Below are 24,586 nucleotides of genomic sequence, written 5' to 3'. Positions count from 1 at the left end.
AAGAGACTGCCTAATGTTTTTAGGCAGTCTCTCTTTTATTTCTTTAAATCAATTACGATATCATCTAGAACAATATCTTTACTCTTCGCTTCTTTTTTCGGCACTTCAATTTTCTTCTCTTTTCCATTCACATACTCCACTCCACCATGATTTTCAGGTGTATGAACTCGTAAGTGTACGCGAGGTGTAACGATAAGCTTTGTTGCATTTTCGTTCAATTTTTGAAATGTAGCACTCCATCGAATATTGTAAGGATCGTTGCCACTTCCTCCATTTCCTTCACCCGAATAATCATTCCCTAGATCATCCTTAACCGTCAATTCAACATCTACACTATCCCATTCTTTCCTCGCACCCTTAGAAACTTCTTGATTGTAATAAAGAATAAACGAAACCGGCGACATTGCGACCTTTTCCATATTTGCCTTTATACCTTCTTTTTCCGAACTTCCACCAATTGTTCTCTCTTTACTATCCATTGATTTTACAGTTAACGCGAAATTCCAATTACCTTGTATTGATTTTTCCCTATCTGGCATCTCTATTCCCTCTATATTCCATCTAAAATTTACTTTGTCCTTTTTATTACTATCATGGTGCGTCGTTGTTACCATACCTACATACTTTTTTTCAGTAACTTTAGTCATTTTCCCACTTCCTGAACTACCATGGGCGTCCATTATATCCAATCCGCCTAATATAATAGGATCATCCCCTAAGTCTTGCTCACTTTCCAGTGAATACGTTATAGATAATGTTCTGCCATCAGAAATTACATCATTAATTATAACCTTAACCCCATTACTCTCTCTCGTCATATTCAATTCAGTCGAAAACTCTTTATAATTTTCATATAGCCCTGTTCTACCATTATCTAAAAATCGGAATATGTCCCCTACTATTGGTAGTCCTCCAGCGTATGTAGGAAATCCTATGCCTAGCATGGCAACCGATACGCCGACTAAAATAGATGCAGCAGCGACACCCTTTTTCCAACTTTTCATCTTTTTCTTCGTACGTATCGATTGTTTTACATTGCGCTTCACTTTTTCTTTTTCAATTTCAGAAGCCTCAATTTCCTCAAGTTCTTTTTCATCTATATCAATATCATTTAATAGTTCATAAATGTCTTTCATATTGCACTACCTCCAAAACTAATTTTCGTAGCATTTTGTTGTAGTTTCTTTTTTCCACGGTACACACGATTATCTATTGCCGCCCTGGTTAATCCTAATTTCTCTCCGATTTCCTCTGTCTTCATACCGAGGAGATATTTCATAATGAATACCTTTTGATCTAACGGTTCTAATTGATTAATAAGCTGCATTAATTCTTCTCTATCTTCCATAACGATTAGTTCGTCTTCAGCTGACCTTTCCGTACTGATATGAAACTCATCTGAACCAATTTCTACTTTTTTAGTTGCTTTCCGGTAATAATCAATCGCCTTAAATTTCGCAATTGCCGCTATCCATTTTTTAAAGTCACTCGGCTCTCCGTGAAATTTATTTGCGTTATTCCAAATGGAAAGAAATATATCGTTTACACATTCCTCTATGAGTCCATCATTTTGAACCGGAAGAAGAACTTTGTGCGTGATTCCTTTTATGAGTGGTAAGTATGTATCGACAACGAATTCTAGTGCATCTTCTTTTTGCCGTTGTAATCTTTTTATAAAATTTTTCTCATTTGATTTCATGTAGCGATTCCCCTTATTTTTTTGTAAAAGCTTTTACACCCTATATAACGTCTTACAAAATATTTTCTCTCATCTTTTTTTATTTTTTGTATGTTACGGAATACTTTCCCTAAGCCATTGTCTCACATAACTATGTATTACAAGAAAATTTTCTCAAGTCTGCCTTTTAATTAATGTAGTACACTATTTATATAGCTATTTTTTAACTTAGTGTACATTTTATTTCATTAATCTACTTTTTAACATTTTAAATTAGGAGATGAGATGTGTATGTGTGGAATTACAGGTTGGGTAAATTGGAATAAGGATCTTTCCAATGAACATGGTATTTTAGAAAAGATGGCAAATAGTATTCAGCATCGTGGTCCTGATGCTGAAGGATTTTGGTTTTCACCACGTGCGGCCTTTGCACACCGGCGATTAATTGTAATTGATCCAGAAGGCGGGACACAACCAAAAACATTCCGTACTGGTGATTATACGTATGCTCTTACTTATAATGGAGAAATTTATAATTTCCGTGAGCTGAGAGAGCAACTTCAAAAATGTGGACATACATTTGAAACTCATTCAGATACAGAAGTGTTACTACATGCTTATTTAGAATGGAAAGAAGACTGCGTACAACATTTAAATGGAATTTTCGCTTTCGCCTTATGGGATGATCAGAAACAACAATTGTTTTTAGCACGCGATCATTTAGGTGTAAAACCACTTTTTTATACAGAAAGAAATGAAAGTATTATTTTCGGATCTGAAATTAAAGCATTATTAGCGCATCCATCTGTCCCTGCTGAAATTGATACGGATGGAATAAATGAAATATTTGGATTAGGGTTATTTCGAACTCCAGGATGTGGTGTGTTTAAGCATATTCAAGAAGTACGTGCTGGACATTCTATAACATTTACACGTGATAAAAAAGTAGTTACGAAGTATTGGAACTTAGAAAGTAAGATCCATATAGACTCTATAGAAGATACATCTTCTCATATTTTATCTATTTTACAAGATACAGTAAAAAGACAATTAATTGCCGATGTTCCGCTCGTTTGTATGTTATCAGGCGGATTAGATTCTAGTGGTATTACTGCACTTGCGGGGAAAGAATTTGCAGAGGAACACAAAACACTTCACACATATTCAATCGACTTTTTAAATAGCGCGAAAGATTTCGAACTGACATTTGCTCGAACTGGTCTAGATGCTCCTTGGGTAAAACGTGTTTCTGAACATGTAGGGACGTCGCATCATGACATTATTGTGAATGCTGAAGAATTAGCAAATCACTTATTCGTTCCCCTTCATGCGAAAGACTTACCAAGTGCAGGCGAAATGGAAACTTCACTATATTTACTATTTTGCGAAATGAAAAAAGATGCAACTGTAGCTTTATCCGGGGAATCTGCCGATGAAGTATTCGGTGGGTATCCTTGGTTTCATCAAGAAGAACTATTATATGTAGATAAGTTTCCGTGGTTAACAAACTGGAAAAACACATCTTCTCTATTATTAAACGACGTATCAAAGCAATGTAATCCTGAGCATTATATTCATACACGATTCCATGAAGCAGTTCTTGAAGTACCTACTCTTGAAGGGGAAAGTAAAAAATCCGCGAAACAACGCCAAATGTTTTATTTATTTTTAACGAGATTTCTCCCGTTCTTACTTGATCGTAAAGACCGTATGAGCATGTCTGTAGGATTTGAAGTTCGTGTGCCGTTTTGCGATTATAGATTAGTTGAATATTTATGGAACGTTCCTTTCAACATAAAAAGTATTGATAATATTGAAAAAGGCATTTTACGTAGAGCACTAAAACCAGCTTTACCTGACGATATACGAAATAGAAGAAAAAGCGCTTATCCAACTTCACAAGACCCACACTACTTACAAACGATTCGTAATTTAACACTTGATATGTGTAGTAATAAAAACAATCCTATTTTCTCACTCATTAACCATTCCATTCTACTTTCAATTGCTGATCAAAGTAATAAAGAGATTAACACTTTTGAAGCGAGGAGTGCTATGGAGTATATGCTACAAGTAAATGAATGGTTGAAAACGTATCATATTCATATTGCTTAACAAAAAGGAGTTCAAGGACAACAAACCTTGAACTCCTTTTTGTTATTAATTAGCGCATTGTTTATTTTCAGTATCGATAGACCATCCGATAATCGTGGCACAATCTCTACCTTTCCACTGCAGTACATTTGTTAATACCGGCTCAATTTGTAAGCTATTTCCGTCGTGTAATATTTCTACTAAAGATTGATCATCATCAAACCTTCGTTTATCACACTCTAAAATACCGTCCGTTGCCATTACAATGTGATTCGTACCTTTTTCTAATCCCCTCACACCTGAAGTAAAACAAGGTGTATTTGCTGCGAAAATATTTTTCCTGCCAATATATTCGTAATTCTTCCGTTTATTTAATCGTCCTTTTCCATTCTTCGTTTGCTCAGAATGGAATAAGTATGCGAAACAATCACCAACTGATAGCCAATATAAGAACTCGCCTTTTCGCAAACAAATTAAACATGCAAGTTCTTCATCATTTTGATCACATTTTTCAATAAATAACTCATCTGTGAATAACGCTAATAAGTACATATGTGTATGATGAAAAGCTAAATGTATTGGGTATGAAAATAATTCTTTTAGTTTCTCTTTTCTTTCTGAAATTGCTTCTATTATATAATGGATATTTTTCGTTTTATGATGTGTATCAAAAATCATAACAAATTCAAATTGTAATTCAGGATCCCACCAAGCAAGCACCGCATCTCCTCTTTCATATGCATCACTTTCTTGGTTTCCACCGTATACGCCGACTGAAAGAGGACCACATTTTTCAACATGTATTTCATCTACATACATCTGTTCATGACTAATCCATTTAAATGTATTCACAGCTATCATCCTCTCTCTTGCTAAATGTATACCTTTACACATAGATTACCTTATATTTCAATAAAAATAAACTTTTTCAATATTTTTTATCCAAATAAAAGGATTTTATTTCTGTATTAACGAATATATCTTATTATACGATATAAAAATAGGGGGATTTATTATTATGAAAGACATCAATCAACATTGGGAGAGCATTTATTATCACTTACGATGTGAATATGAGGACAACCTTTCCCACCAAGCAATTCGTATTTTACAAATCGTTTCCCGTGAGAAAAATATAACAATTGGAAAAGTTGCTTCTGAGCTTAGTCTCTCTCATAACACAGCATCTGAACACGTAAAGCGCCTTATTCAAAAGGATTTCCTCCTTAAAGAGAGAAATAAACAAGATGAAAGGGTCGTAAATCTTACATTAACAACCGAAGGAATGGAAGTATTAGAAAAGCATACTTTACTAGATAAAGAAAAGATAAAAATATTAGAATCACAGTTATCAAAAGAAGAACAACAATTAATTGAAAAAGCCTTTTCTTTATTAGCGAAGGAGGCAAAATATGCATTTCCTCGTTAAAGTTATCGTTTCGGCACTTATTATCGGTATCATTACTGAAGTCGCTAAACATTATAGTACGATAGGCGGCTTTATCGCTGCCCTTCCTCTTGTCAGTTTACTTAGTCTATTTTGGATTTCTTTCGAAGGTGGCAACAAACAAGAATTGAGTCAATTTGCTTTAGGTGTATTATATGGATTTCCTGCATCAGCACTACTACTATTTATCGTCTATATTAGTTTAAAAAATTCATTTGCACTTAGTACATCTGTCCTACTCGGTATAGGTGCTTGGTGTATCGTTTTTGCTTGCCAAAAATTATTTCAAACTTAGGAGGAATTATTATTCATAAATTTGTAGAGATATTGGGACAAAATATAGAAGTATATATAAAAGGAAGTAGTAAACAAACTATAGTCATTCAAACTGGAATGACTTGCTCCTTTTATGATTGGCTTCCCATTATGAAAAAGCTTTCCGAGCACTTTACAGTCGTTTCATACCATCGCCCAGGTTACGGAAAAAGTGAGTTGGGAATGTATCCGCGTACTACGATACAAGTAGCAAAAGAACTACATATGTTACTAGACAAACTATATATTCATGAGCCAATCATTCTAATCGGTCATTCCTATGGAGGATTATGTGCACAACATTTTGCGATGTTACATGAAGATAGGCTACAAGCACTTCTTTTAGTTGATTCTACTTCCATGAACTTACACCGATTAGACGAACTTCATTTACCGATTTCTGATCAAACTGATTCTGATGATATGTGGCTTCAAAAATATAATACGTACTCCAAAATGGATGTCGACACACTTTATAATGAACAAAAACCTATGCTCGTCAACAAACCAAAACATTATATAGAATTCTCTACATCACCCTCATTATATAAAGCGACGGTTTCTGAACTATCCGAGTGGAAAAACTGTGCTCGTTCAATAAAAGAGCTGGATATAATATTAGAAATACCATTAATCGTTATCGGTAGAGATCCTCATTATTCTATTACTCAAATGATTGAGGGCGGCATGCCAAAAGAGGAAGCAACACAACTTGAATCGACGTGGCAAAAACTAATTCGTGAACAATTTCACCTCTCTATAAACAGTCAATATATTCTAGCTGAACATGCTAGTCACGGAATAGAAAATGATCGACCAGATATTATCATTGAAGCTATTCACTCATTACACACAAAAAAAGGAAGCAACTAAAGCTGCTTCCTTACTTATCTATTCATAATCTTCTTCATCATCAATTTCTTCATAATACGAATACCCATTGCTTACATATATAGGACCATTCGCAACATCAATACGTAGTACCCATGCCCATGGCACAGCTAAACGTTTATGTAATGCTCGCCAAAAGTTCATCGATTTTCTTTCATACTCCTGGAACTCCTGAAGTAACTCTTTATAGGAGGAACCGTCTAACTGAATATTTGCTTCTAACAAACGAGAATGGGCACAGTACTGTAACTCTAGCTCAGCAGCAATTTCCATTTCTTCTTCCGTTGCCATACCAATAATTGTTCCATCTGCTGGTGCAATTTCATATACGTTGTGAACTTCAATAAGCCCTTCTTTCTCTTTCTCAAACATGTAAACAGCCTCCTTTAACATATATTTTTTATGTTACAAAGTCATACTTCTACAATAACTTCTCTCTTTCCTCTTTTTTTGATAAACTTTTACAAAATATTTATCCGATGACCTGCTTCCTCTATTCTTTCAGCAGAAATGAAACGATTATTATCAAAAGTTAATTTGTACACGTCAGGCATTTGAATTGTTTTCCAAAACTGAAAATCATATTTCGAATCAAAATAATTCATAAGTAACACCATAATATTCCCATGAGTACCTATTACAATATTCTTCCCTTTATATTTTTCCAATATATTTTGCATGCATAATATAGCACGCTTTTGTGCTACATTATTTGATTCTCCGCCTTCGTATGCAAAAGTCCAATCTTCCCACACATTCTCAATAGCATCATTAAAATCTTCTAGTGGCTCTGAACTTAATAACCTTTCCCGTAAATCTTCTTCTATTTGTATCGATACATTATATGTATTCGCAATTCCTTGTACAGTTTGAATTGCTCTTTTGTACGGGCTAGAGATCACAACATCAATATGCCCATCTTTTAATAAGCGTGTTACATTTTCTGCATCACAGTGTCCCTTTTCAGATAAAGGCCGTTCACGTTCTTCTTTTGTATATGTTGAGTGGGCATGGCGAACGAAATATATTGTCGTCATTCTTCAACTTCCTTTCTTATTTTCAATCTATATTCAATGGCATAATTAGAAAATCCTGTATCATTTATAGAAAAGAGTGCTTTTTAAAAAGCACTCTTTTGTTTACATAATAAAATTATTTCATTATAATTTATTTCTAAATTCCTTACTTGTTATAAAATCTTGAATAAAATAATCTATGTTACTTCTAAGTTTTTGATATGCAACTTGATTATCTATATCGTTAAACATAATTACAACTTCCACCTTATTGCCGTTTTTATCCGTAGTATACAAACTTTTTGTCAATACGAATGCGGTAGAACCACCCTTTTGTCCAGCGTATTCAAACTTACTATTTTTAACTGTTCCGTTAAAAATATTCTCAATTTCATCTTGCATTGATTTTGGAAAATAATTTCTACTATTTATTTTCCCCATTATACTCATATAATCTTTAGCGTTTGCACCCACTAATCGATCTGACCAAATTCGCTGAAATTCCATATCTACCTTTAATGGGATATCCCGTTTTTTCCATTCTTCTTCATCTTTCATCCATTCATGTATTTGTAACACATGTTTATTATACTCATCCTTTGACATGTTACGTATCGTTTCTAAAGATTGATTTTCTGGCTCATGAAGCTCTTTTTCTACATACCCTCTCATATATAGTGAAGCAGTATACGAAGAGAACTTGTCATGACTAGTAAGCTCTAACTCTTTTATACTTTCATTTACTCTTTCTATTCCAAGCTTTTCTAACAAATATGTTGTATTTGCATTCGAACTATAATGAATCATCCCTTTAGCGACTTCTTCCAAAGCAATTTGTCCATTTTTCACTAACTCTCTCGCTTTAGCATCTTCTAACCAGTTAGGATGCGCTCCACCATCAGTGTTTTTAACGTAATATTTTTCTAGCTCCTGCAATGAAATTTGTTCATCTCGACTTATTTTCCCTTCTGATACTTGCTTAGCAAATTCAACTGCTATTACGATTTTCGCCGTACTCGCCAATGGTAATTTTTTATTGGCATTTATAGAAGTTAATACTTCTCCATTTCTTTTAATAAATAATGAACATGTTTCATCGTCTTTATGTTCTTTTATGTACTTTAATACGTAATCAGGATCTTCTTTTGACAAATAGTACTTCATAATGACAAAGAAAGCTATAACAGCTACTAGAATCACTCCTGCAACAATTCCTATAATCTTAAATATATTCACAATATACCCCCTCTAATAAAGTGAAACTATAATCAGTGGGGGTGTTCATCCCCCACTGATTATTAGTTGAACCAATCGGCGTTTACGGGCAGCCCGACTCTCACCTAACATCTTCGCTCCAGCCGAATTTTAAGGTGGGAGTTTTACTGCCCGTTAATGCCAGATACATTCCCTTCTATATAATTATTATAACGAATTTAATTACAAAATTATACAAAACAGAATAACTCTTCCTAAAAAAGAAAGAGTTACTCTATTTCACATGAAGTTATTTGTCCATTTAACGTAACGACTATATTTGAGTCGTCACTTTCTTTAACATCTTTTAGCCGTTTGGAGTTAGGTGGACCAATTACAACTGACTCCTTAATTGGCGAAAGGTCCTTCTCTAATTTCTCTGCACTTACACCGTATGCAGCTTGAAATACTTCTGGTGGTGTTAATCTAAGTATGTCTGATCCTTCTGCTGTTTCAAACTGATCGTTATTGAAGAACAAATGTAATTGTACTTCTTCTGTTATGGCTGTGATCCAATGCCACCATCCCATTGGAATAAAGACTGTTTGCCCCGCTTTTACATGATAATTTTGCAATTGATTCGTTTCAGGATTTAAAATGGATGTAACTGCTTCTCCTGATACAACAACATCTAATTCCCATGCATTCGGATGCCAATGCGGTTCTCGCATATGTCCCTTCGTCATAAATAAATCAACAAATGCTCCTCCAATCATTGCTGGTAACTGCGTTGAAGTAACTTCATATGCAACGTTTTTCTCATCCCTTTTAAAAAAGACATTTTTTCTTGAATCAAAGAAAAGGTTTGGAGTTCCTGAGCTTTTCTTTAAATTTTTATTATCTGGAACATAACCTGACGTACTCATATCATCCCTCTTTTCCGCTCCTAACATTTTGTACTTAACGATGTATCGTATGGAAAAAATAGATGATATGTGCCTATTCAGCACATAATAAAAAAACATGCTTTCATTAGGAAAGCATGTTTTGTGATATCCTTCACATTGTTTAGTTAAATAATAACTCTTTTACTTACCATGATGTAACATTAAATCACTAAGTTCTTCTTCAATGTGATTTAATTTCGCAACGCCTTCTTTCCATTTATGAATATAACGTGAAACTCCAACGAAAAATAAAACAATAATTGTAGAAAGAATAATACCATACACGATTGCTACAGTACTCATAGTTACACTTCCTTATAATTAGTAATGTGGTTATTAGTTATATTTTTATTATAAACCTTTTTCTTTTAAAATACTTCGATTTCAACTTTTTGTAACAAAATTGATTTTTCTAACATTTCGTTCGTAAAAATGGCATATTTTTCACAAATTATACAAAACTTCACCATATGTACTATTACCATATGAGTTATATTATTAAATAGAATAAAGGGGATGATATACTATGACGACTTGGTTTATTGTAATGTTAGTTGTATTTGGGGCATTTAAAATTATCGTTTCTAGCCTTCCTAACACTGTTATTGAATCCATTATTAGCAAGTACGAAACACATCCACAACTTGAAGAAGAGAATGTGACTATTACTATTAATGGGAAGAGCGTAGAAGACGAAAAAAAGTCTCAAATCATTCATGATTTTAATGAAGGTTTATTTTTAGATCGCTATTATGCACCGCCTCACAATGAAGGCACTCCTTTAATTATTAATGCAAAACGTGGCAAAAAGGATTTTACATTTTATATTTATAGTCACGAGGAGCATGTTGATGTTGTAAAACAACATAAAAAGAAGGTAGTTGCTTATAGTTTACGCTCTAAAAATCTTCAAAATAGTGATATGTTCGTGTCAGCTGACTTAGCTTAATACTCATATATTAGAAAAAGGAATCCACGAAATATGGATTCCTTTTTTCTCATTTACTGAAAAATAAGCTCTGTCTTCAAACTATCTTTCGGTAACAACCATCCTTTTTTCTCTATACTCGCCATTAATAATTCTCTTTGTTTTGTCGCAATACTTTCCTCATTTGTTTTAAACGACACTTCTATTACGAAGTCATCTTCTATCTTCCCAGTATTACTTAATGGCCAAATTTCAATATTCGTTTTTATATTTTCAAATTCACCTGTATATCGTTTCATTAATACAGGACCGTAAATATGAGAATCCCTTAACATTTCTTCTCCCCAATTCGTATACAACCATTTGTTCATTTTCCCTGGTAACTTTTCTATTAACATATTTTGAGAAGCTTGTTCATTTGGTAAATCAAGTACCCCATATCCTTTCGCACTGTAACTTTTCTTATTTGAAATACTTAACGTTTTCTTCCCAAATCCCCAATCTATTTCCGCCTCATAACTATCCGTTTTACTATCAAATCCTTCTTTTTTAGCTACTTCTAGTGCATCTTGAATTACACCATTTTGAATAGGATATCTTTTTTTATATGTTAGCTCAAAATCTTTACTAAATTCTTTCTTTCGAATTCTCGCAAACCAACCTTCGTTACTTAAACTTTTATTCGCCGTATCTAAAAATTGCACTTGTATTCTTTCATCATTTGTACCAGCTTGGAAATGTTCTAGTACCTCTTGCTTCATCTCTTTGTTATAACCTAATACTTGTTCTGGCTTTAATAATAACTTCACTTCAAAACTAGGTTTCATTGGACTAGCAGCAAACCCTTCCATCACGTTATAAAGGAAACAACAAAAGAAAATGCTTACGAATACAAATACTTTTTTCATATACCTATCCCCTTTACATTTTAAATGACTTCTATACGTTCCATTGCAAGTGAATATATATTTTCATATCCTGCTGTACTTAGCTTTTGTTGTAATCGATCCGTATCCTCTTTAAGAGCGTGCACTAACAAAGTATGTTCCGGTAATAATATATTTAACATTGCCTTAACATCACCCATACTTTGATGAACTTTATACGGAACTCGATTCACCCTACATGTATTCCTTACATGCTCTTTCATAACTTTTTCTGCAAAACTCTCTTTCGCAATATGTCCTGTAAAAATAATGGAATTCCGTTCTTCATGCCGAATTTGTTCATAGTATAACTGTGCGCGTTTCGTTTGCATATTCGCATCACTCATTACAACTATTCCGTAACTATTTTGCAGACTAATGTCATGATCCATAACGATTATGTTTCTTTTTAAACTCTCCATAACCCATTGAAGTTCTTCATTATTTTTTATCCAATCTTTATATAGGAACATCTCTTCAAATCCAGCCAAAATTTCTTTATCTACTATAAGCGGAAATTCTTTATATCGTTCATATAAATACAATACTATATCTTGCGCCCTACCAAGTTGCGGTAGCGGTAGTAATGCTATTCCTTTATTTTTCATAACTCGTTCAATTTCTGCACATAGATTATCTAATCTTTCATTTTGCGAAACATCATCAGTATGGTAAGCGGCATCTACAATTGCAATTTTTATATTGCTTCGCAACTTCTCAGGTAAATTTGCTCGTAGTATATTAGATTCTGCGGAATAATCACCAGAATAAAATACGTATGTATTACACATATCCACTAAAAACCAAACCGCTCCTAATACATGCCCACTATACCCCCATTGAAACCGCAATGTAGGAGTAATTTGTATCCATTCATTTGGATTACTAATCTCATCAATACATACATAATTTAAATCTTTTATATTTTGATCGTTATAAGGTACATTCCACCCTTGCGAAAGATTGTAGTTTCTCCATTTTTCAAAATAAGCTGGAAGTTGTTCCTTTGTATAACGAGTTGTCCATATTTTTTTCTTATATCCATACTTCGCTAATAAAGGTAAACCCATCGTATGATCTTCATGAATATGCGATAAAAATACCGCCTCTAAAAATGGAACGACTTCTCTTTCTAGTTTTGGATAACTATCTTCATACGATCGATTAATACCACAATCAAATACGATTTTTGTCTCTTTATTTTTTACAAAATAGCAGGAACGACCGTACTCTCCTGCTCCTCCCCATACTTCTACCCTCATCATGCGACCCCTTTTCTTTTTTGCTCCATATGTTGCAGAAGTAATAAGCATAGTGTTGTAAGTCCAACAGAAACAACTGCCATCGCCATTCCTATAGATACTTCCCCCTGTTCAAATTGAGCAAAAATAAACGTTGCTGACGTTTCTACTGATGGAGGTAATACGAGAAGCGATGCTACTAACTCTCGTATTGAAATCGTAAATGTCATCGCCCATCCAGCGAGAATGCCAGGAATAATAAGAGGCAATATTATTTTCCTAAAAATATAAATATAATTCCCGGAAAAAATACTTCCTGCCTGCACAAGAGAGTCATCAATTTGTCCGAGCGATGATTTTACATACTGCACTGTATAAGGTAAAAAAAGAACAACATACGTTACGATAACCATAACAGGTGTATTGTAAATGGACATAGGCATATATGGTGAATTCCAAAATAAAATAAGACCTACAACCATCACTATTCCTGGTACCATATTCGGTAACATACCGCACATATCAAGCCATTTTTCAGAAGACTTCTTCCCCTTTCGAATCATAAGTGCTAAAAAGACTCCAATCATTACAGCAACAACCGCTGTTACGAGCGAAAAAAGAAAACTGTTCCATAAAGCTTCTAATCCTGGAGAACCCATTGTAAACAATGCTTCATAATGACTTATTGTAAAGTTATTTACATGTAAGCCACCGCCTCTTAATTTCGACAATGAAGCAATCAGTATAGAAAAGTATGGGATACCAATTGATACGATTAGCAAACTAATCACATAAACCCATGCTACAACGCGCGCAAATATAGACAAAGTATACCTTTTAGATTTCACACCTTTTCCACTAACCATTGCATATGAATACTTTCGATTCAATACATTTTGCATATACCAAATGAGCATACATGCACTAAGTAATAAAGAAGATAATGCTGTTGCACTACTAAAATCAATCGGCCAACTCGAAATAAATTTATGGATTTCTGATGTTAACACGTGGAATCCTATTCTACGCCCAAATGTAGCTGGTGTTCCAAATTCAGCAATCGTCTTTACGAAAATGAGTAAAGCACCCATGACATAGCTTGATACTAATAACGGCAATATTATTTTTCGTAAACGATAGAAAAAGCTCCCACCATGAACTGCTGCCGCTTCTTCTTTACTACTCCCAATCTGAAGTAACGTGTTTTTCAACATGAAATAAAGGAATGGGAATAAATGCAGACTCATAATTAAGACCATACCTCCTAAACTAAAAAACGATGATGAAATCGTCTTTAGCATCGGAAAAAATTGTTCAAAATAGCCGTTAGGTTGCATGAACAAAATCCATCCCATCGATCCGATATAAGGCGGGGTCATAAATGGAATCATAAAAACAATATCTAACTTACTATACTTCCCTACATCGGTTTTACTCATAATGAACGCCAATGGAAATGCAAATATTGTAGCTCCTATTACAACGAGTACACCTAGTAGCATCGAATTCAGAAAAATCCCAGCTAATCCGCCACTCTGCATGACTTCAAAAGGCTTTAAAAAATTCCAACTGCTATTTTCATATACACTAGAAAATAGAATGAGAAAAAGCGGAATGACGATTAACATCGCCACAAATAACAAGGCTACTATCATTCCAACTTGTCTTACTGACACGAATCGATTTACCATGTAATCACCATCTTATTGAAATACTTTCTTAAATTGTTTTCCTATTGCATCTTGTTCTTTCTCAACTGTTTTCCAATCAATATGTAATACTGGAATCTCTTCTACATTCGGTCTATTTTCAGCTTTTATATCTTTTCTACCTGGCAATAAATACGCTTTAGAAACTTGTTTTTGTACATCATCTGATAATAAATAATCAATAAACTCTTTTGCACCTTCTACATTTTTACTACCCTTCATAATGCCTGCCGCACGTGGACTAATAACTGTTCCGCTTTTTGGATATACGATATCAACCGGTTCACCCTTAGCTTTTGCACTGTACGTCATATAATCAACACCCGCAATTACCATATCTTTCGCACCTGTTACAACTGGGTCTAACGCTTCTTGGTTTGCCCCCGCTACTGTACCTTCATTTTTCTTAAGTTGTTCAAATAATTTCCATCCATCTTGTCCATTCTTTTTCACATATCCTGTTACAAAGTCTAAAGCTGAGCCTGAAAGTGCTGGATCTGGAAGATTCACTTTTCCTTTCCATTCTCCTTTCGTTATATCGCTCCAATCTTCAGGTGCTGTTTTCACATTTTTTGTGTTGTACACAATTCCTAATGCTGAAGCACTATATCCAAAATAATGTCCTTTATCATCTGACCATTCAGAACGCAGCTTATCAGCTTGTTTCGCTTCTTTATAAGGTAACGTTTGACCATCTTTCTTTAGTCCTTCCATCGCTGGTAAAGAAGCGAGTACGACAACGTCAACGACTGGATTTTTCTTTTCAGCTTCCATTCTCGCTAAAATCTTACCTGTTGTTCCTTGAAACATTTCCACTTTTATACCGGTTTTCTTTTCAAAGTCCTTTTGAATTTTTTCTGCTAATCCTTTCGGTCCTGCACTATATACAACAATTTTCTTTTCATTAGAATTTTTATTTTTTGCATCTGCACTACCTGTCTTTGAACTACAACCTGTTACTACAGCTGAAAATAGTAAAGTACATACAAATAAAGACTTAAGCGAACTGAATTTCTTCATACGACTCTCCCCCTATATGATGAATACATTTTTTTGGTACATATAACGATATCGGTTTGCCGACGCTTAGCTTACTATTGTGATAAGCTGTCCATACACCGAGTGTCCCCATGTTTACTTTCACTTCATAACGTTCTCCGACATATGTAACGTGCTGAATTTCACCTGTATACGTATCGCACACTTCATTTTTTGCCCAGTTCACGTGCTCTGGACGAACCATTTGTTTATTCTCTACAAGCCAATTTGCCTTACCAACAAACTTTGCAACAAATTCATGAGACGGCTTCACATAAATATCTTCTGGCGTTCCTTTTTGTAATACTTCTCCTTGTTTCATGACAATAATTTGATCTGACATTGACATAGCTTCCGTTTGATCATGCGTTACATACAATGCCGTTAAGCCAATAGAATGAACGATATCCATAAGCTCTAAGCGCATTTCTTCACGCAAAATTGCATCGAGTGCACTAAGCGGTTCATCAAACAAAATAAAATGAGGTTTTGTTACAATTGCTCTAGCAAATGCAACACGTTGCTGCTGTCCACCAGAAAGTTCGTGTGGATATCTTTTCTCCATACCTTGCAGGCGAACTCGCTTTATCGCATCTTCTACCTTTTCTCGTAAATGATTCGTTTGCTTTGTAGCCCTTAATCCAAATGCAACATTTTCAAACACAGTCATATGCGGCCATAAAGCAAAATCTTGAAATACCATACCGATATTCCGTTCATGAGGAGATGTTTTTATTTTTTTCGCACCAGAATACATACACTTATCTCCAAAATATATTTCACCTTTATCCGGCTCTTCAAGCCCTGCAATCATTCTAAGTAAAGTCGTTTTTCCGCATCCAGAAGGTCCTAAAAGTGTGGTAAATTCCCCTTGTTTCATGACAATTTGCAGTGGTTTTAACGCCTGTGTTTGTCCAAATGTCTTTTCTAATCCGTAAATTTTAATATCCATCGTTTCACCTCTCTCCCCTCATTCTTAACCTGCTTTCATTCTATATGGAAGATTTATACTGAATGTTAATGTACTGTAAAGATTAAATTAAAAAACTTCTAATAAACTATTTATTTCTATAGATTTTTTCTATAGTTAAAATAAAAAAGGCGGGCAATTCATAATGAATCTCTTAAAATTAGAAATTGTAGTGCTTATTAAGAAATACAAAAAGCTTACGATTGTTGCAGAAAAACTTGGCGTGAAACAACCTACTATTACATTTCATATAAAAAGCTTAGAAGAGGAACTCGGTGTGTCTTTATTTGAATTACGTTCCGGAAGGTATTTCTTAACAGAGGCTGGCGAGGCATTGCATCATTATGCTTGTAAAATAGATGTACTTATGAAAGAAGCTAGGCGGGTCACACAAGAGTTTAAAGATTTTCATAAAGGTGCTATAACAATCGGTGCTAGTTATGTACCAGCGACTTATCTTTTACCAGAAGTTGTTCACCAATTTCAATGCGAATTTCCTAATATAAAAATAACGCTCATGGTAAAACCAGCTCCTGAAATTCGAATCATGCTACAAAATCATGAAATTGATCTCGGAGTAATTTCTGCTGCACCATTTGATGAACCACTTTTAAAACAAACGAATGTAATGCCTGATACACTTGTTCTCGCTTTTTCCAAAGAACATCATTTTGCTAAAAAGACAAATGTATCATTACAAGATATCGAAAAAGAACGTATATTATTGCATCGTAATCCATCTACAACGAGAGATTTACTTACACAATGGACACTAGCACATAACATCACATTCCAATCTGAAATTGAACTAGATTCATTAGAAACGATGAAACAAATTTTAAAATACGGGAATGGCGTCGCTTTTATTTCTAAACTTGCTATTGAACAAGAAATACAGCGAAATGAGCTATGCTATATACCAATTCCAAGATTTGAATTTCAGCGTAACATTTATACGATTCATCATGAGGACAGATGGAATTCTAAAATCATTTCTTTTTTACTACATAGCATCATTTCTTTCGCAGCCAAAAATTAAAAGGCTGTCGTTATACACGACAGCCTTTTAAACTAAAACTCTATTTATTTTTCTTCGCCTCAATTTTTGCTTGCGCCTCTTCAGCCTTATCTAAGGCTTCTGAAACTTTTTTCTCTTTTTCTTTCACTTCATCTATACTATCGACAGCTTTAATAAGTTTATCGATTCCTTCTCCTTCTACTTTTCTCCGCTTTGCCACTCTTTCATTTACTTTCTCTTCCACATCTTTTGCTTTTTGAAGCATATTCTCTGCATTTGATTTTACAGCTTTTTCAAGTTCATCATCTTTTTTCTTTTGTAACACTTCATTTGCAATATCTTTCGCTTCTAAATACTTACCGTCTTTTAATGCTGTTGCTCCGTGATCCATTATCTCGGCAATTTCTTTATATGATTTCGCTTCATTTCCTGATTTCTCTTTTTCTGCTTTTTCGAACCACATTGTTGCATCACTATATTTTTCATCTTTCAATGATTGCATACCTGTTTCAATATACGTGTCATAATTACTACATCCAGCCATTACAACTAACAGAAAAAGCATAACAAAACTTATTTTTTTCATGATGTTTTCTCCTTTTCTTTGCCTGCTCACTTTACTGTAACATACATGAAAAAGAGTTTCAAAAACTAAAATACTAATTTGGTCATTTTTTATCATTAAGTCAAATTTTCTTTTAGGCTGACACATCCACTTGCTTTTTCGCTACATGCTTCTTCACTCCAACTAAAACAACTAACAATAATCCTCCGCCTATTGTCATCATAACAATGCTAGTCGGTAACATATCTAATAATAATCCATATACAATCATACCAAGCGGTGCGATGGCAGTAGCAATTGTTTCAAGCAAACCGAAAACGCGGCCTAAATAACTTGGATCTGTCGTCTTTTGCAAATGTACTTGCATCGGGATATTTACAGCCATCATTGATATACCCGTTAAAATCATAAAAGCAATATAGTACATAAAACTTACTACTTTCGGAATGGTAACTAACAATGGGACGACTGTACATAAACTTAAACCCGCAAATAAAAACAGCCCAATATAAACAGAGCGAAACGGATTATTCACTTCTTTACGTACTGATAATGCAATCGCACCAATTAGCATCCCGACTGCTAACATGCCCTCTACAACACCGAGTTGCTTCGAGGATAAATGCAGGTTTTGAATAATAATAAATGGTAGTGAAACGAACAGTGCACTTGCAAAAAAGTTTACCCATAGCCCTATTTTCATTAAACCATATATTTCATGCTGTCTTTTTATATATGAAAAACCTTCTTTTATACTCATCAAGAAATGCTCTTTACTTTCAACCATTTCTTTTTTATATAAATCAAATACGATAAATAATTGTACAATTACCGCTAAAAAGAATGTAATACTATTTAACAGAAAGAACGACTTAATTGAAAAGAAACCAAATACAACTCCGCCAATAATTGGTGCTAAAATATTCGATAATGATGCTGCAGTCTGGTTCAAAGCACTCGCTTTTTGAATACGCTCCTCATCTACTAAATTAGGAATAGACGAAGTTAATGCTACAGAATAAAAACTTGCACAAATTGATAATAATGCCGCTGATACATAAATAAACAGTAGTGATGGCCCAAAAGTAGTTGCAAGAATAAACATAATAAGCATCGTTACACTACTTAATAAATCTGTGCCAATGACAAGCCATTTTCGATTGACGCGGTCAGCTACAGCACCTGCAATTGGGCCACAGATCATTCTTGGTATTGATCCGCAAATAAGGGTAGTTGCAAACCCCATTCCTGAACCAGTTATCTTTAATACGTATAACCCCATTGCAAATGTATAAATACCCGCCCCTAACAAGGACGTCATTTTTCCAATCATCATTAAAATAATATTTCTCGTTGCAATCTTCATTTTCCAATCATGTTGACCTATACTTACATCCCCCATTATGCCACTCTCCCCTTAAAAGTTAAATTGTGTTAAACTTATTATATAATCAACTTTCCAATTTTTACAATAAAAAGTTTAATTGTATTTAACTTTTAAATTATAAAGGAGCATATAATGGCTACTCTCGGTGCAAAAATTAAAACGTTACGAAAAGAAAAAAAGCTTACTCAAACTGATTTAGCAGGTTCAGAACTGACAAAAAGTATGCTAAGCCAAATTGAAAACGGAAAAGCTACACCTTCCATGAAAACATTACAATATATTGCTGAAAAACTTGGATGCGAAACGAGTTTTTTACTAGAAGATGATGATGTGGAAATGATAGAACTCATTCAACAAATGGAACAACTAATAAAAGCAAATAAGTACGATGAAGTATATGAGATCTTACTACCTATCGTTCAAAAAGAGCTACCTCCCACTTTGAATACCGCTCGTTTATATAAACAATTTGTAACAGCTGCGGCTAAAATGAAAGATTACAATATTGAACATTACGTGGAAAAGGCTACTTCTATTTTTGAAAAATATACGTTATACCGGGAAAGTACGGAAACAAAATTAAAATTATCCTTTACGATATTCACACGTAAAAAGTATGCTGAATGTTTACAACTCATTGCTAGCATCCGAAATGACTATGAAGAGAAACATTTAGAAATGGATCTCATTATACATATCGAGTTATATTTATATGAGGCAATTATTTTTCTTGCATATGGTAATTACGAACAATGTGAAAGTGTCATTTTAGATGCACTTGCATTTTCAAAAAAACATCAAGTGTATTATAAAACAGATGAATTTTACCGTATTTTATCTTACCAAAAAGTCCTCACGGCTGATAAAGAACAATATTTACATTACATAAAAAAATCAGAGCAATTTGCCATTTTTACAGAAGATACTTTATCTGCAGCGGTTATTAATCTTTTAAAAGCTTACTACTACAACACAATTACTCATGAATATACTATTGCATTAGAACATGTAGAACAATTTCGAGAAAAACTAAAAGATGAGCGAATTTTTCAAGATGATGGATCGTATTATCTTGAAAAAGGAAAAGCTTTGTATGGTTTAAAACAATACGAAGAAGCTTTAAAAACATTACAACGTGCTATCATACCAGATTATATAAACCATCCACTTGATCACGCACGGCTTACAACAGCTGGGGCATATCGTGCTCTTTGTTATGTCAAACTTAATGATAAAAAAAGAGCTCTTGAAGAAGTAACAGAAGCATACGAAATCGTACAGTCCTATCCTGATTCCATCTTCACTTCATTTATTAAAGAAACATTACAAATAATACAAAAACTTTAAGAATGTCTCGAAATGGTATATTATTCCTCTTTTTTAGCAAAGATAATAATGATGGGAGGAATATAAATGAATATTCAACGTGCAAAAGAGCTTTCTGTGTCAGCGGAACATGCCAACGTCAGTTTTCAAGGCATGCCTGTTATGATTCAACACGTCGACGAAAGCAACGAAACCGCCCGCATATATGAAGTAAAAAATCCAGGTCGCGAATTAACTGTTCCAGTTAATAGCTTAGAGGAAATATAAGAAACGCCACTTCAATTTTTTGAAGTGGCGTTTTTCTTTCTTTAGATTATTTATTATAAATTTCTTCTATCTTCTATTTTACATGGGATGAAAAAATTTGAATTTTCCACTTCTTTTCTTTTTGTGACCTGCTAAAATACAAACTATGGATGAATTATTCGTACTATACATTAAGGGGGAAAGACAATGAAATCTGATTTAGAAAAAAACAAACCTTATTATGCAGTTATATTCACTTCTAATTTATCAAATGATACAACAGATTATAGTACCGTTGCCGAAACAATGGAGGAACTTGCAAAACAGCAACCTGGATTTTTAGGTGTAGAAAGTGCACGCGGTAATTCGGGCCTCGGCATTACAATTTCTTATTGGGAATCACTTGAAACAATTGAAAATTGGAAAAAGAACACCTTACATAAAGAAGCGAAAAAAAGAGGTCGTGAGCAATGGTATGAAAACTTCCACTTGCGTATTTGCCTTGTAGAGAAAGAATACAAGTTTCAAAGAGAAATTTTGTAATGATGGAGAAAAAATTAGCTCTCGTTGTTTCACATGAAATATATGGTGTAAATGATCATATGCATCATGTAATTGACCACTTCACTTCATCTCAAATAGATGTATTCTGCCCGAATCTTCTACAATTACAACAGGCATTTCATTATAATAATGAAGAAAAAGCATACCAATATTTTATGAACCACATTGGATTTGATGGTGGAAAAAAGCAAATTGAGGAACTCATTCATAGCCTTTCCAATCGTTACACACATATTGGACTTATCGGCTTTAGCGTTGGAGCTACCATCTCATGGCTATGTAGTAACAATCCAAAACTAGATTTTATTATTGGATGTTACGGCTCTCGTATACGCGATTATGTTCACATGAAGCCTGCATGTGCTACATTACTGATTTTTCCTGAAAAAGAAATTAGTTTTTCAGTATCCTCCTTAACGAAAACATTACAGCAACAAGATAATCCTTTATTAGAAATAAAACAACTACAGGGTGAGCATGGATTTTTAAATCCATACACTGAAAAATATAACGAACACTCTACAAAACAAGTATACAATTTAATAGATTCATTTCTTATGAAAGCACTCTTATAAAGGAGGTTCTAATGCCCCTTACATTACTCTTACTTATTTTCATAATCATTGCCTTTATATCAGCGCTAACTCTCATTTTTATAACAGTTAAAAATGAGAAATTTTTAAAACGTCCCTATTCACAATCCATTATCGTTTGTATTTTATTTTTAACAAATTGGGTACTATATGTAACAACTTTTTATTCGTTACTCCCCAAGAAAATGAGTGAGTTCATATTTTTACCCATTTGGTTTTTCCTTTGCATTTTAGGATTTATCGTCTTCTGGCGCGAATGGAGAAATAATCGTGTGTTCTCGATATGTATCGGTTTTCTTTCTTTTATTAGTTTTCTATTCGGAGTGTTGCTGTTAGTTCTTTCAGGAATGTAAAAGAAAAGGAAGAAAAGCACGACATCAACTTTTCTTCCTTCTATCTTTACCTTTAGACTTCACTGTCACTGATTCACAAGGTGTATAATAAATTTGAGGTGTCGCCTTATCAACAAACATCATAAACGTAATAAAGCCGATAATAAAGAAAATAAACAACGTTAACAATATTGCTCCTATCGTTAAAAGTATCATAACACCACCCCTATAAATTTCTTGTTATTACACCTTTCGCTATTATATGAGCCGAATCCTTTCTAGAAAAAGAAACGTAACAAAATAATCACAATCACTCCAGTTAATACGGTTCCTAATAGACTACGAGTATAGATTGCGACAAGAAATGTTGGAATTGCGGCGATAAGATAATCCCACTGCATCGTCTCATGCATAAATAATACTTGTGCTAAAAGTGCTGCCAATATCGCAATTGGTATGTAATTTAACCATTTTAAACCCCAGTCTGGAATTTGTATTTTACTAAATACGAGAAGAGGCAAAATACGCGGCACGAGTGTGACAGCTCCTGCCGCTAGTAATAGTAATAATACATCTAATCTCATTTCCATTTTTCAATCAGCACTCCAATCGTCGCAGCTAGTAATGTTGCAATAATAACTGCTATACTATCTGGCATAAATAAGTGTGAAACGTATGCGATAATAATCGCTACAATTGCTACACTGAGATGAATTGCTGGTTTCGGTTTACTACTTATTAGCTGAAGTACAAATAATCCGATAAACATCGCTGGTAATGCATAATCCATCCCGTACGTATGAGGGTCTGGTATCCACTCACCAAAAAGCCCCCCGATAACTGTAGCAAGAATCCAATTTAAATACGCTGTTACATTAAGGCCCATCATCCATTTCTCGCCTAAATATCCTTTTTGCGCTGCTTGTTGCACTGCAACGCCGAAAGTTTCATCTGTAATTTGCGAACCAATTATTACATTTTTAAAAAGAGGTATCTTCGTGAAGTAAGGCGCAAGTGCCGCACTCATTAATAAGTGACGTAAATTAACAAAGAACACGGTAAAAATAATTGCTGAGGCTGGGGCACCTGCTGCATACATCCCCGCTAATATAAACTGAGCAGAACCTGCGTAAATTAACGTGGACATAAAGGCGATTTCTATGACCGAAAAACCTGCTGTTTTCGCAATAACACCAGCTGCTATACCAATGCTCAAATATCCAAATACAGTTGGTAAACAATCCTTTACACCTTGCTGAAATGAATCATCGCTCTGCAGTGTCATATGTGCTTGAGCTTTATTCACCATTATCTCCCTCCATTTCTTCCATCGTGCGTTTGCCTGTTACGACATGAACTAAATCTATGTTTTCACGCCATAATGTATCTAATTTATCAGCTCCAAACTCCTTCGTAATCTCTTCCACCATAATATCGTGCCGAACATACTCTGTAGCGACGAGTACTAAAGCTGGATCATACGTTGTCACCGCCCATGAAGTGCTATCATTTGAAAAGTTAGCAATTAATACTTCTTCCCCATCACGCGCGATAACAGTTAAATGACCTCCCATTCTCTTTTCAACGACGTGAGGTGTCATATAATTATGATGAAATGTCGCTCCTATTTTTGTTTCTGGAGCACCAAATAAAATGGAAAAAATATGTACACCTTCCTCTTCCTTTTGATGAATGAACGGCTCAATCTCGTGCACTTGATCTTCCCATACTGAAATCCATAGCTCTTCTTTTGCTCTATTAATTATATTGCATATTTCTTTCAAAACACGATCATTTGAGCGAATATGCGAAATTACATCAATTTGCCGCTCTTGTTCTAAACAATTTAATTTCTGGTCTAAAAATGCAAAGGACTTTTCAAAGTCTTTTCGCATTCGATCCATTAATTCCGTAGCTGGCACTGGTACATATTTCACTGGTTCAGAAGGAACGATATGCACCGCTCCTTTATCCATCAACTTGCCAAGTACTTCATAAATCATCGAACGAGGTACCCCTGTTTGTTTACTCACTTCGTATCCTGTTACTGGGGAATGTTTTAATAATCCAATGTACGCTTTGCATTCATATTGGGAAAAACCTAGCTTTTGTAACTCTTTTATTATTTCATCCATCGGTAACCCCTCACAATCTACATAGC

At 34.3% G+C, this 24,586-nt stretch carries 31 protein-coding genes; 11 read left to right on the top strand and 20 right to left on the bottom strand.

The features are described 5' to 3' along the window. Positions 1-35: 35 nt before the first annotated feature. The gene (locus DPQ31_RS08600) at positions 36-1,136 is read right to left on the bottom strand and encodes a DUF4179 domain-containing protein (protein WP_199631598.1); all 1,101 of its coding nucleotides are present in this window, start codon (positions 1,134-1,136) and stop codon (positions 36-38) included. Further along, a complete protein-coding gene (locus DPQ31_RS08595; protein WP_098054887.1) occupies positions 1,133-1,699 on the bottom strand; it encodes a sigma-70 family RNA polymerase sigma factor in 567 nt (188 codons plus the stop codon). Before DPQ31_RS08595 ends, DPQ31_RS08600 begins: the two co-directional genes overlap by 4 nt. Positions 1,700-1,969: 270 nt before the next feature. On the opposite strand from DPQ31_RS08595, the gene asnB reads away from it, so the two are divergent. Then, the gene (asnB, locus tag DPQ31_RS08590; RefSeq protein WP_199633621.1) at positions 1,970-3,793 is read left to right on the top strand and encodes an asparagine synthase (glutamine-hydrolyzing); all 1,824 of its coding nucleotides are present in this window, start codon (positions 1,970-1,972) and stop codon (positions 3,791-3,793) included. 45 nt (positions 3,794-3,838) lie between these two features. Here the strand turns inward: asnB and DPQ31_RS08585 are convergent, their stop codons facing one another. Further along, positions 3,839-4,666, bottom strand: coding sequence for a PP2C family serine/threonine-protein phosphatase (locus DPQ31_RS08585; RefSeq protein ID WP_002047737.1), 828 nt, complete (start codon positions 4,664-4,666; stop codon positions 3,839-3,841). 124 nt (positions 4,667-4,790) lie between these two features. Between DPQ31_RS08585 and DPQ31_RS08580 the strand changes: the two genes are divergently transcribed. The 3 genes from DPQ31_RS08580 to DPQ31_RS08570 are packed head-to-tail and all read left to right on the top strand — an operon-like array spanning position 4,791 to position 6,407. Further along, positions 4,791-5,201, top strand: coding sequence for a MarR family winged helix-turn-helix transcriptional regulator (locus tag DPQ31_RS08580; protein ID WP_000651923.1), 411 nt, complete (start codon positions 4,791-4,793; stop codon positions 5,199-5,201). Then, a complete protein-coding gene (locus DPQ31_RS08575) occupies positions 5,185-5,514 on the top strand; it encodes a DUF3147 family protein (RefSeq protein ID WP_000545617.1) in 330 nt (109 codons plus the stop codon). Before DPQ31_RS08580 ends, DPQ31_RS08575 begins: the two co-directional genes overlap by 17 nt. After that, on the top strand, positions 5,475-6,407 hold the full coding sequence (locus tag DPQ31_RS08570; protein ID WP_199633620.1) for an alpha/beta fold hydrolase: 933 nt from the start codon (positions 5,475-5,477) through the stop codon (positions 6,405-6,407). Before DPQ31_RS08575 ends, DPQ31_RS08570 begins: the two co-directional genes overlap by 40 nt. Before the next feature lie 18 nt (positions 6,408-6,425). On the opposite strand, the gene DPQ31_RS08565 is transcribed toward DPQ31_RS08570, so the two are convergent. The 6 genes from DPQ31_RS08565 to DPQ31_RS08540 form a co-directional block, all read right to left on the bottom strand. Continuing rightward, entirely contained in the window at positions 6,426-6,797 is a 372-nt protein-coding gene (locus DPQ31_RS08565) for a hypothetical protein (RefSeq protein ID WP_000461765.1), read from the bottom strand. 89 nt (positions 6,798-6,886) lie between these two features. Next, on the bottom strand, positions 6,887-7,462 hold the full coding sequence (locus DPQ31_RS08560) for a histidine phosphatase family protein (protein WP_199631594.1): 576 nt from the start codon (positions 7,460-7,462) through the stop codon (positions 6,887-6,889). A 123-nt stretch (positions 7,463-7,585) separates the two neighbouring features. Then, positions 7,586-8,677, bottom strand: a complete 1,092-nt coding sequence (locus tag DPQ31_RS08555; RefSeq protein ID WP_199631593.1) for a serine hydrolase — start codon at positions 8,675-8,677, stop codon at positions 7,586-7,588. Between the two features lie 248 nt (positions 8,678-8,925). After that, entirely contained in the window at positions 8,926-9,561 is a 636-nt protein-coding gene (locus DPQ31_RS08550) for a cupin domain-containing protein (protein ID WP_000107762.1), read from the bottom strand. Between the two features lie 162 nt (positions 9,562-9,723). Beyond that, positions 9,724-9,885, bottom strand: coding sequence for a hypothetical protein (locus DPQ31_RS08545; RefSeq protein ID WP_000108701.1), 162 nt, complete (start codon positions 9,883-9,885; stop codon positions 9,724-9,726). Between the two features lie 65 nt (positions 9,886-9,950). Then, the gene (locus DPQ31_RS08540) at positions 9,951-10,067 is read right to left on the bottom strand and encodes a hypothetical protein (RefSeq protein WP_001987133.1); all 117 of its coding nucleotides are present in this window, start codon (positions 10,065-10,067) and stop codon (positions 9,951-9,953) included. Between the two features lie 41 nt (positions 10,068-10,108). Between DPQ31_RS08540 and DPQ31_RS08535 the strand changes: the two genes are divergently transcribed. Next, entirely contained in the window at positions 10,109-10,531 is a 423-nt protein-coding gene (locus DPQ31_RS08535; RefSeq protein ID WP_097957130.1) for a YfmQ family protein, read from the top strand. Positions 10,532-10,584: 53 nt separating this feature from the next. Here the strand turns inward: DPQ31_RS08535 and DPQ31_RS08530 are convergent, their stop codons facing one another. From DPQ31_RS08530 to DPQ31_RS08510, 5 genes are read right to left on the bottom strand one after another with little or no spacing between them, the layout of a single operon-like run. Then, complete coding sequence (locus DPQ31_RS08530; protein WP_000755332.1) at positions 10,585-11,418, bottom strand: hypothetical protein; 834 nt, start codon at positions 11,416-11,418, stop codon at positions 10,585-10,587. A 20-nt stretch (positions 11,419-11,438) separates the two neighbouring features. Further along, positions 11,439-12,701, bottom strand: coding sequence for an MBL fold metallo-hydrolase (locus tag DPQ31_RS08525; protein ID WP_015000322.1), 1,263 nt, complete (start codon positions 12,699-12,701; stop codon positions 11,439-11,441). Next, a complete protein-coding gene (locus tag DPQ31_RS08520) occupies positions 12,698-14,368 on the bottom strand; it encodes an ABC transporter permease (protein WP_199631591.1) in 1,671 nt (556 codons plus the stop codon). The genes DPQ31_RS08525 and DPQ31_RS08520 overlap by 4 nt, the downstream gene beginning before the upstream one ends. A 12-nt stretch (positions 14,369-14,380) precedes the next feature. Continuing rightward, complete coding sequence (locus tag DPQ31_RS08515; protein WP_000714709.1) at positions 14,381-15,406, bottom strand: ABC transporter substrate-binding protein; 1,026 nt, start codon at positions 15,404-15,406, stop codon at positions 14,381-14,383. Beyond that, positions 15,384-16,376 (bottom strand): ABC transporter ATP-binding protein, encoded by a 993-nt coding sequence (locus DPQ31_RS08510; RefSeq protein ID WP_208731779.1) that lies wholly within the window; start codon positions 16,374-16,376, stop codon positions 15,384-15,386. Before DPQ31_RS08510 ends, DPQ31_RS08515 begins: the two co-directional genes overlap by 23 nt. A 163-nt stretch (positions 16,377-16,539) precedes the next feature. On the opposite strand from DPQ31_RS08510, the gene DPQ31_RS08505 reads away from it, so the two are divergent. Beyond that, complete coding sequence (locus DPQ31_RS08505) at positions 16,540-17,433, top strand: LysR family transcriptional regulator (protein ID WP_208731778.1); 894 nt, start codon at positions 16,540-16,542, stop codon at positions 17,431-17,433. A gap of 40 nt (positions 17,434-17,473) precedes the next feature. Here the strand turns inward: DPQ31_RS08505 and DPQ31_RS08500 are convergent, their stop codons facing one another. Both DPQ31_RS08500 and DPQ31_RS08495 read right to left on the bottom strand, forming a co-directional pair. Further along, on the bottom strand, positions 17,474-17,998 hold the full coding sequence (locus DPQ31_RS08500) for a COG3014 family protein (protein ID WP_208731777.1): 525 nt from the start codon (positions 17,996-17,998) through the stop codon (positions 17,474-17,476). Positions 17,999-18,110: 112 nt separating this feature from the next. Then, positions 18,111-19,379: an MFS transporter gene (locus DPQ31_RS08495; protein WP_208731776.1), complete on the bottom strand. Its 1,269-nt coding sequence runs from the start codon at positions 19,377-19,379 to the stop codon at positions 18,111-18,113. A 117-nt stretch (positions 19,380-19,496) separates the two neighbouring features. On the opposite strand from DPQ31_RS08495, the gene DPQ31_RS08490 reads away from it, so the two are divergent. From DPQ31_RS08490 to DPQ31_RS08470, 5 genes are all read left to right on the top strand, one after another. After that, positions 19,497-20,711 carry a helix-turn-helix domain-containing protein gene (locus tag DPQ31_RS08490; protein WP_000212331.1) on the top strand — a complete coding sequence of 405 codons (1,215 nt, stop codon included), beginning with the start codon at positions 19,497-19,499 and terminating at the stop codon, positions 20,709-20,711. Between the two features lie 66 nt (positions 20,712-20,777). Beyond that, positions 20,778-20,957, top strand: a complete 180-nt coding sequence (locus tag DPQ31_RS08485) for an H-type small acid-soluble spore protein (RefSeq protein ID WP_001025738.1) — start codon at positions 20,778-20,780, stop codon at positions 20,955-20,957. Positions 20,958-21,143: 186 nt separating this feature from the next. Continuing rightward, entirely contained in the window at positions 21,144-21,479 is a 336-nt protein-coding gene (locus DPQ31_RS08480) for an antibiotic biosynthesis monooxygenase family protein (protein WP_097957121.1), read from the top strand. A 2-nt stretch (positions 21,480-21,481) separates the two neighbouring features. Further along, positions 21,482-22,075 (top strand): dienelactone hydrolase family protein, encoded by a 594-nt coding sequence (locus DPQ31_RS08475; RefSeq protein WP_208732087.1) that lies wholly within the window; start codon positions 21,482-21,484, stop codon positions 22,073-22,075. Between the two features lie 11 nt (positions 22,076-22,086). After that, the gene (locus tag DPQ31_RS08470) at positions 22,087-22,446 is read left to right on the top strand and encodes a hypothetical protein (protein ID WP_001131598.1); all 360 of its coding nucleotides are present in this window, start codon (positions 22,087-22,089) and stop codon (positions 22,444-22,446) included. Between the two features lie 24 nt (positions 22,447-22,470). Here the strand turns inward: DPQ31_RS08470 and DPQ31_RS08465 are convergent, their stop codons facing one another. The 4 genes from DPQ31_RS08465 to DPQ31_RS08450 form a co-directional block, all read right to left on the bottom strand. Further along, positions 22,471-22,641 carry a DUF3951 domain-containing protein gene (locus tag DPQ31_RS08465; RefSeq protein ID WP_000602233.1) on the bottom strand — a complete coding sequence of 57 codons (171 nt, stop codon included), beginning with the start codon at positions 22,639-22,641 and terminating at the stop codon, positions 22,471-22,473. A 62-nt stretch (positions 22,642-22,703) separates the two neighbouring features. Then, positions 22,704-23,015: an AzlD domain-containing protein gene (locus DPQ31_RS08460; protein ID WP_000425939.1), complete on the bottom strand. Its 312-nt coding sequence runs from the start codon at positions 23,013-23,015 to the stop codon at positions 22,704-22,706. Continuing rightward, the gene (locus DPQ31_RS08455) at positions 23,006-23,734 is read right to left on the bottom strand and encodes an AzlC family ABC transporter permease (protein ID WP_208731775.1); all 729 of its coding nucleotides are present in this window, start codon (positions 23,732-23,734) and stop codon (positions 23,006-23,008) included. The genes DPQ31_RS08460 and DPQ31_RS08455 overlap by 10 nt, the downstream gene beginning before the upstream one ends. Beyond that, positions 23,724-24,560 carry a TrmB family transcriptional regulator gene (locus tag DPQ31_RS08450; protein ID WP_000343347.1) on the bottom strand — a complete coding sequence of 279 codons (837 nt, stop codon included), beginning with the start codon at positions 24,558-24,560 and terminating at the stop codon, positions 23,724-23,726. Before DPQ31_RS08450 ends, DPQ31_RS08455 begins: the two co-directional genes overlap by 11 nt. Positions 24,561-24,586 lie beyond the last annotated feature (26 nt).

It is taken from the genome of Bacillus sp. COPE52 (genome assembly GCF_003355115.1).
GTDB classification, from domain to species: domain Bacteria; phylum Bacillota; class Bacilli; order Bacillales; family Bacillaceae_G; genus Bacillus_A; species Bacillus_A toyonensis.
The sequence above is the reverse complement of the archived record's forward strand: the minus strand, read 5'-3'. Positions and strand labels throughout refer to the sequence as shown.

Coding starts and splice junctions, on each gene's coding strand:
- DPQ31_RS08550 (WP_000107762.1), bottom strand. CDS start 9,561: ATGAGTACGTCAGGTTATGTTCCAGATAATAAAAATTTAAAGAAAAGC.
- DPQ31_RS08450 (WP_000343347.1), bottom strand. CDS start 24,560: ATGGATGAAATAATAAAAGAGTTACAAAAGCTAGGTTTTTCCCAATAT.
- DPQ31_RS08515 (WP_000714709.1), bottom strand. CDS start 15,406: ATGAAGAAATTCAGTTCGCTTAAGTCTTTATTTGTATGTACTTTACTA.
- DPQ31_RS08495 (WP_208731776.1), bottom strand. CDS start 19,379: ATGGGGGATGTAAGTATAGGTCAACATGATTGGAAAATGAAGATTGCA.
- DPQ31_RS08475 (WP_208732087.1), top strand. CDS start 21,482: ATGGAGAAAAAATTAGCTCTCGTTGTTTCACATGAAATATATGGTGTA.
- asnB (WP_199633621.1), top strand. CDS start 1,970: ATGTGTGGAATTACAGGTTGGGTAAATTGGAATAAGGATCTTTCCAAT.
- DPQ31_RS08500 (WP_208731777.1), bottom strand. CDS start 17,998: ATGAAAAAAATAAGTTTTGTTATGCTTTTTCTGTTAGTTGTAATGGCT.
- DPQ31_RS08580 (WP_000651923.1), top strand. CDS start 4,791: ATGAAAGACATCAATCAACATTGGGAGAGCATTTATTATCACTTACGA.
- DPQ31_RS08540 (WP_001987133.1), bottom strand. CDS start 10,067: ATGGTAATAGTACATATGGTGAAGTTTTGTATAATTTGTGAAAAATAT.
- DPQ31_RS08485 (WP_001025738.1), top strand. CDS start 20,778: ATGAATATTCAACGTGCAAAAGAGCTTTCTGTGTCAGCGGAACATGCC.
- DPQ31_RS08585 (WP_002047737.1), bottom strand. CDS start 4,666: ATGTGTAAAGGTATACATTTAGCAAGAGAGAGGATGATAGCTGTGAAT.
- DPQ31_RS08470 (WP_001131598.1), top strand. CDS start 22,087: ATGCCCCTTACATTACTCTTACTTATTTTCATAATCATTGCCTTTATA.
- DPQ31_RS08565 (WP_000461765.1), bottom strand. CDS start 6,797: ATGTTTGAGAAAGAGAAAGAAGGGCTTATTGAAGTTCACAACGTATAT.
- DPQ31_RS08595 (WP_098054887.1), bottom strand. CDS start 1,699: ATGAAATCAAATGAGAAAAATTTTATAAAAAGATTACAACGGCAAAAA.
- DPQ31_RS08520 (WP_199631591.1), bottom strand. CDS start 14,368: ATGGTAAATCGATTCGTGTCAGTAAGACAAGTTGGAATGATAGTAGCC.
- DPQ31_RS08510 (WP_208731779.1), bottom strand. CDS start 16,376: ATGGATATTAAAATTTACGGATTAGAAAAGACATTTGGACAAACACAG.
- DPQ31_RS08505 (WP_208731778.1), top strand. CDS start 16,540: ATGAATCTCTTAAAATTAGAAATTGTAGTGCTTATTAAGAAATACAAA.
- DPQ31_RS08535 (WP_097957130.1), top strand. CDS start 10,109: ATGACGACTTGGTTTATTGTAATGTTAGTTGTATTTGGGGCATTTAAA.
- DPQ31_RS08575 (WP_000545617.1), top strand. CDS start 5,185: ATGCATTTCCTCGTTAAAGTTATCGTTTCGGCACTTATTATCGGTATC.
- DPQ31_RS08560 (WP_199631594.1), bottom strand. CDS start 7,462: ATGACGACAATATATTTCGTTCGCCATGCCCACTCAACATATACAAAA.
- DPQ31_RS08600 (WP_199631598.1), bottom strand. CDS start 1,136: ATGAAAGACATTTATGAACTATTAAATGATATTGATATAGATGAAAAA.
- DPQ31_RS08460 (WP_000425939.1), bottom strand. CDS start 23,015: ATGGAAATGAGATTAGATGTATTATTACTATTACTAGCGGCAGGAGCT.
- DPQ31_RS08455 (WP_208731775.1), bottom strand. CDS start 23,734: ATGGTGAATAAAGCTCAAGCACATATGACACTGCAGAGCGATGATTCA.
- DPQ31_RS08530 (WP_000755332.1), bottom strand. CDS start 11,418: ATGAAAAAAGTATTTGTATTCGTAAGCATTTTCTTTTGTTGTTTCCTT.
- DPQ31_RS08545 (WP_000108701.1), bottom strand. CDS start 9,885: ATGAGTACTGTAGCAATCGTGTATGGTATTATTCTTTCTACAATTATT.
- DPQ31_RS08490 (WP_000212331.1), top strand. CDS start 19,497: ATGGCTACTCTCGGTGCAAAAATTAAAACGTTACGAAAAGAAAAAAAG.
- DPQ31_RS08480 (WP_097957121.1), top strand. CDS start 21,144: ATGAAATCTGATTTAGAAAAAAACAAACCTTATTATGCAGTTATATTC.
- DPQ31_RS08525 (WP_015000322.1), bottom strand. CDS start 12,701: ATGATGAGGGTAGAAGTATGGGGAGGAGCAGGAGAGTACGGTCGTTCC.
- DPQ31_RS08465 (WP_000602233.1), bottom strand. CDS start 22,641: ATGATACTTTTAACGATAGGAGCAATATTGTTAACGTTGTTTATTTTC.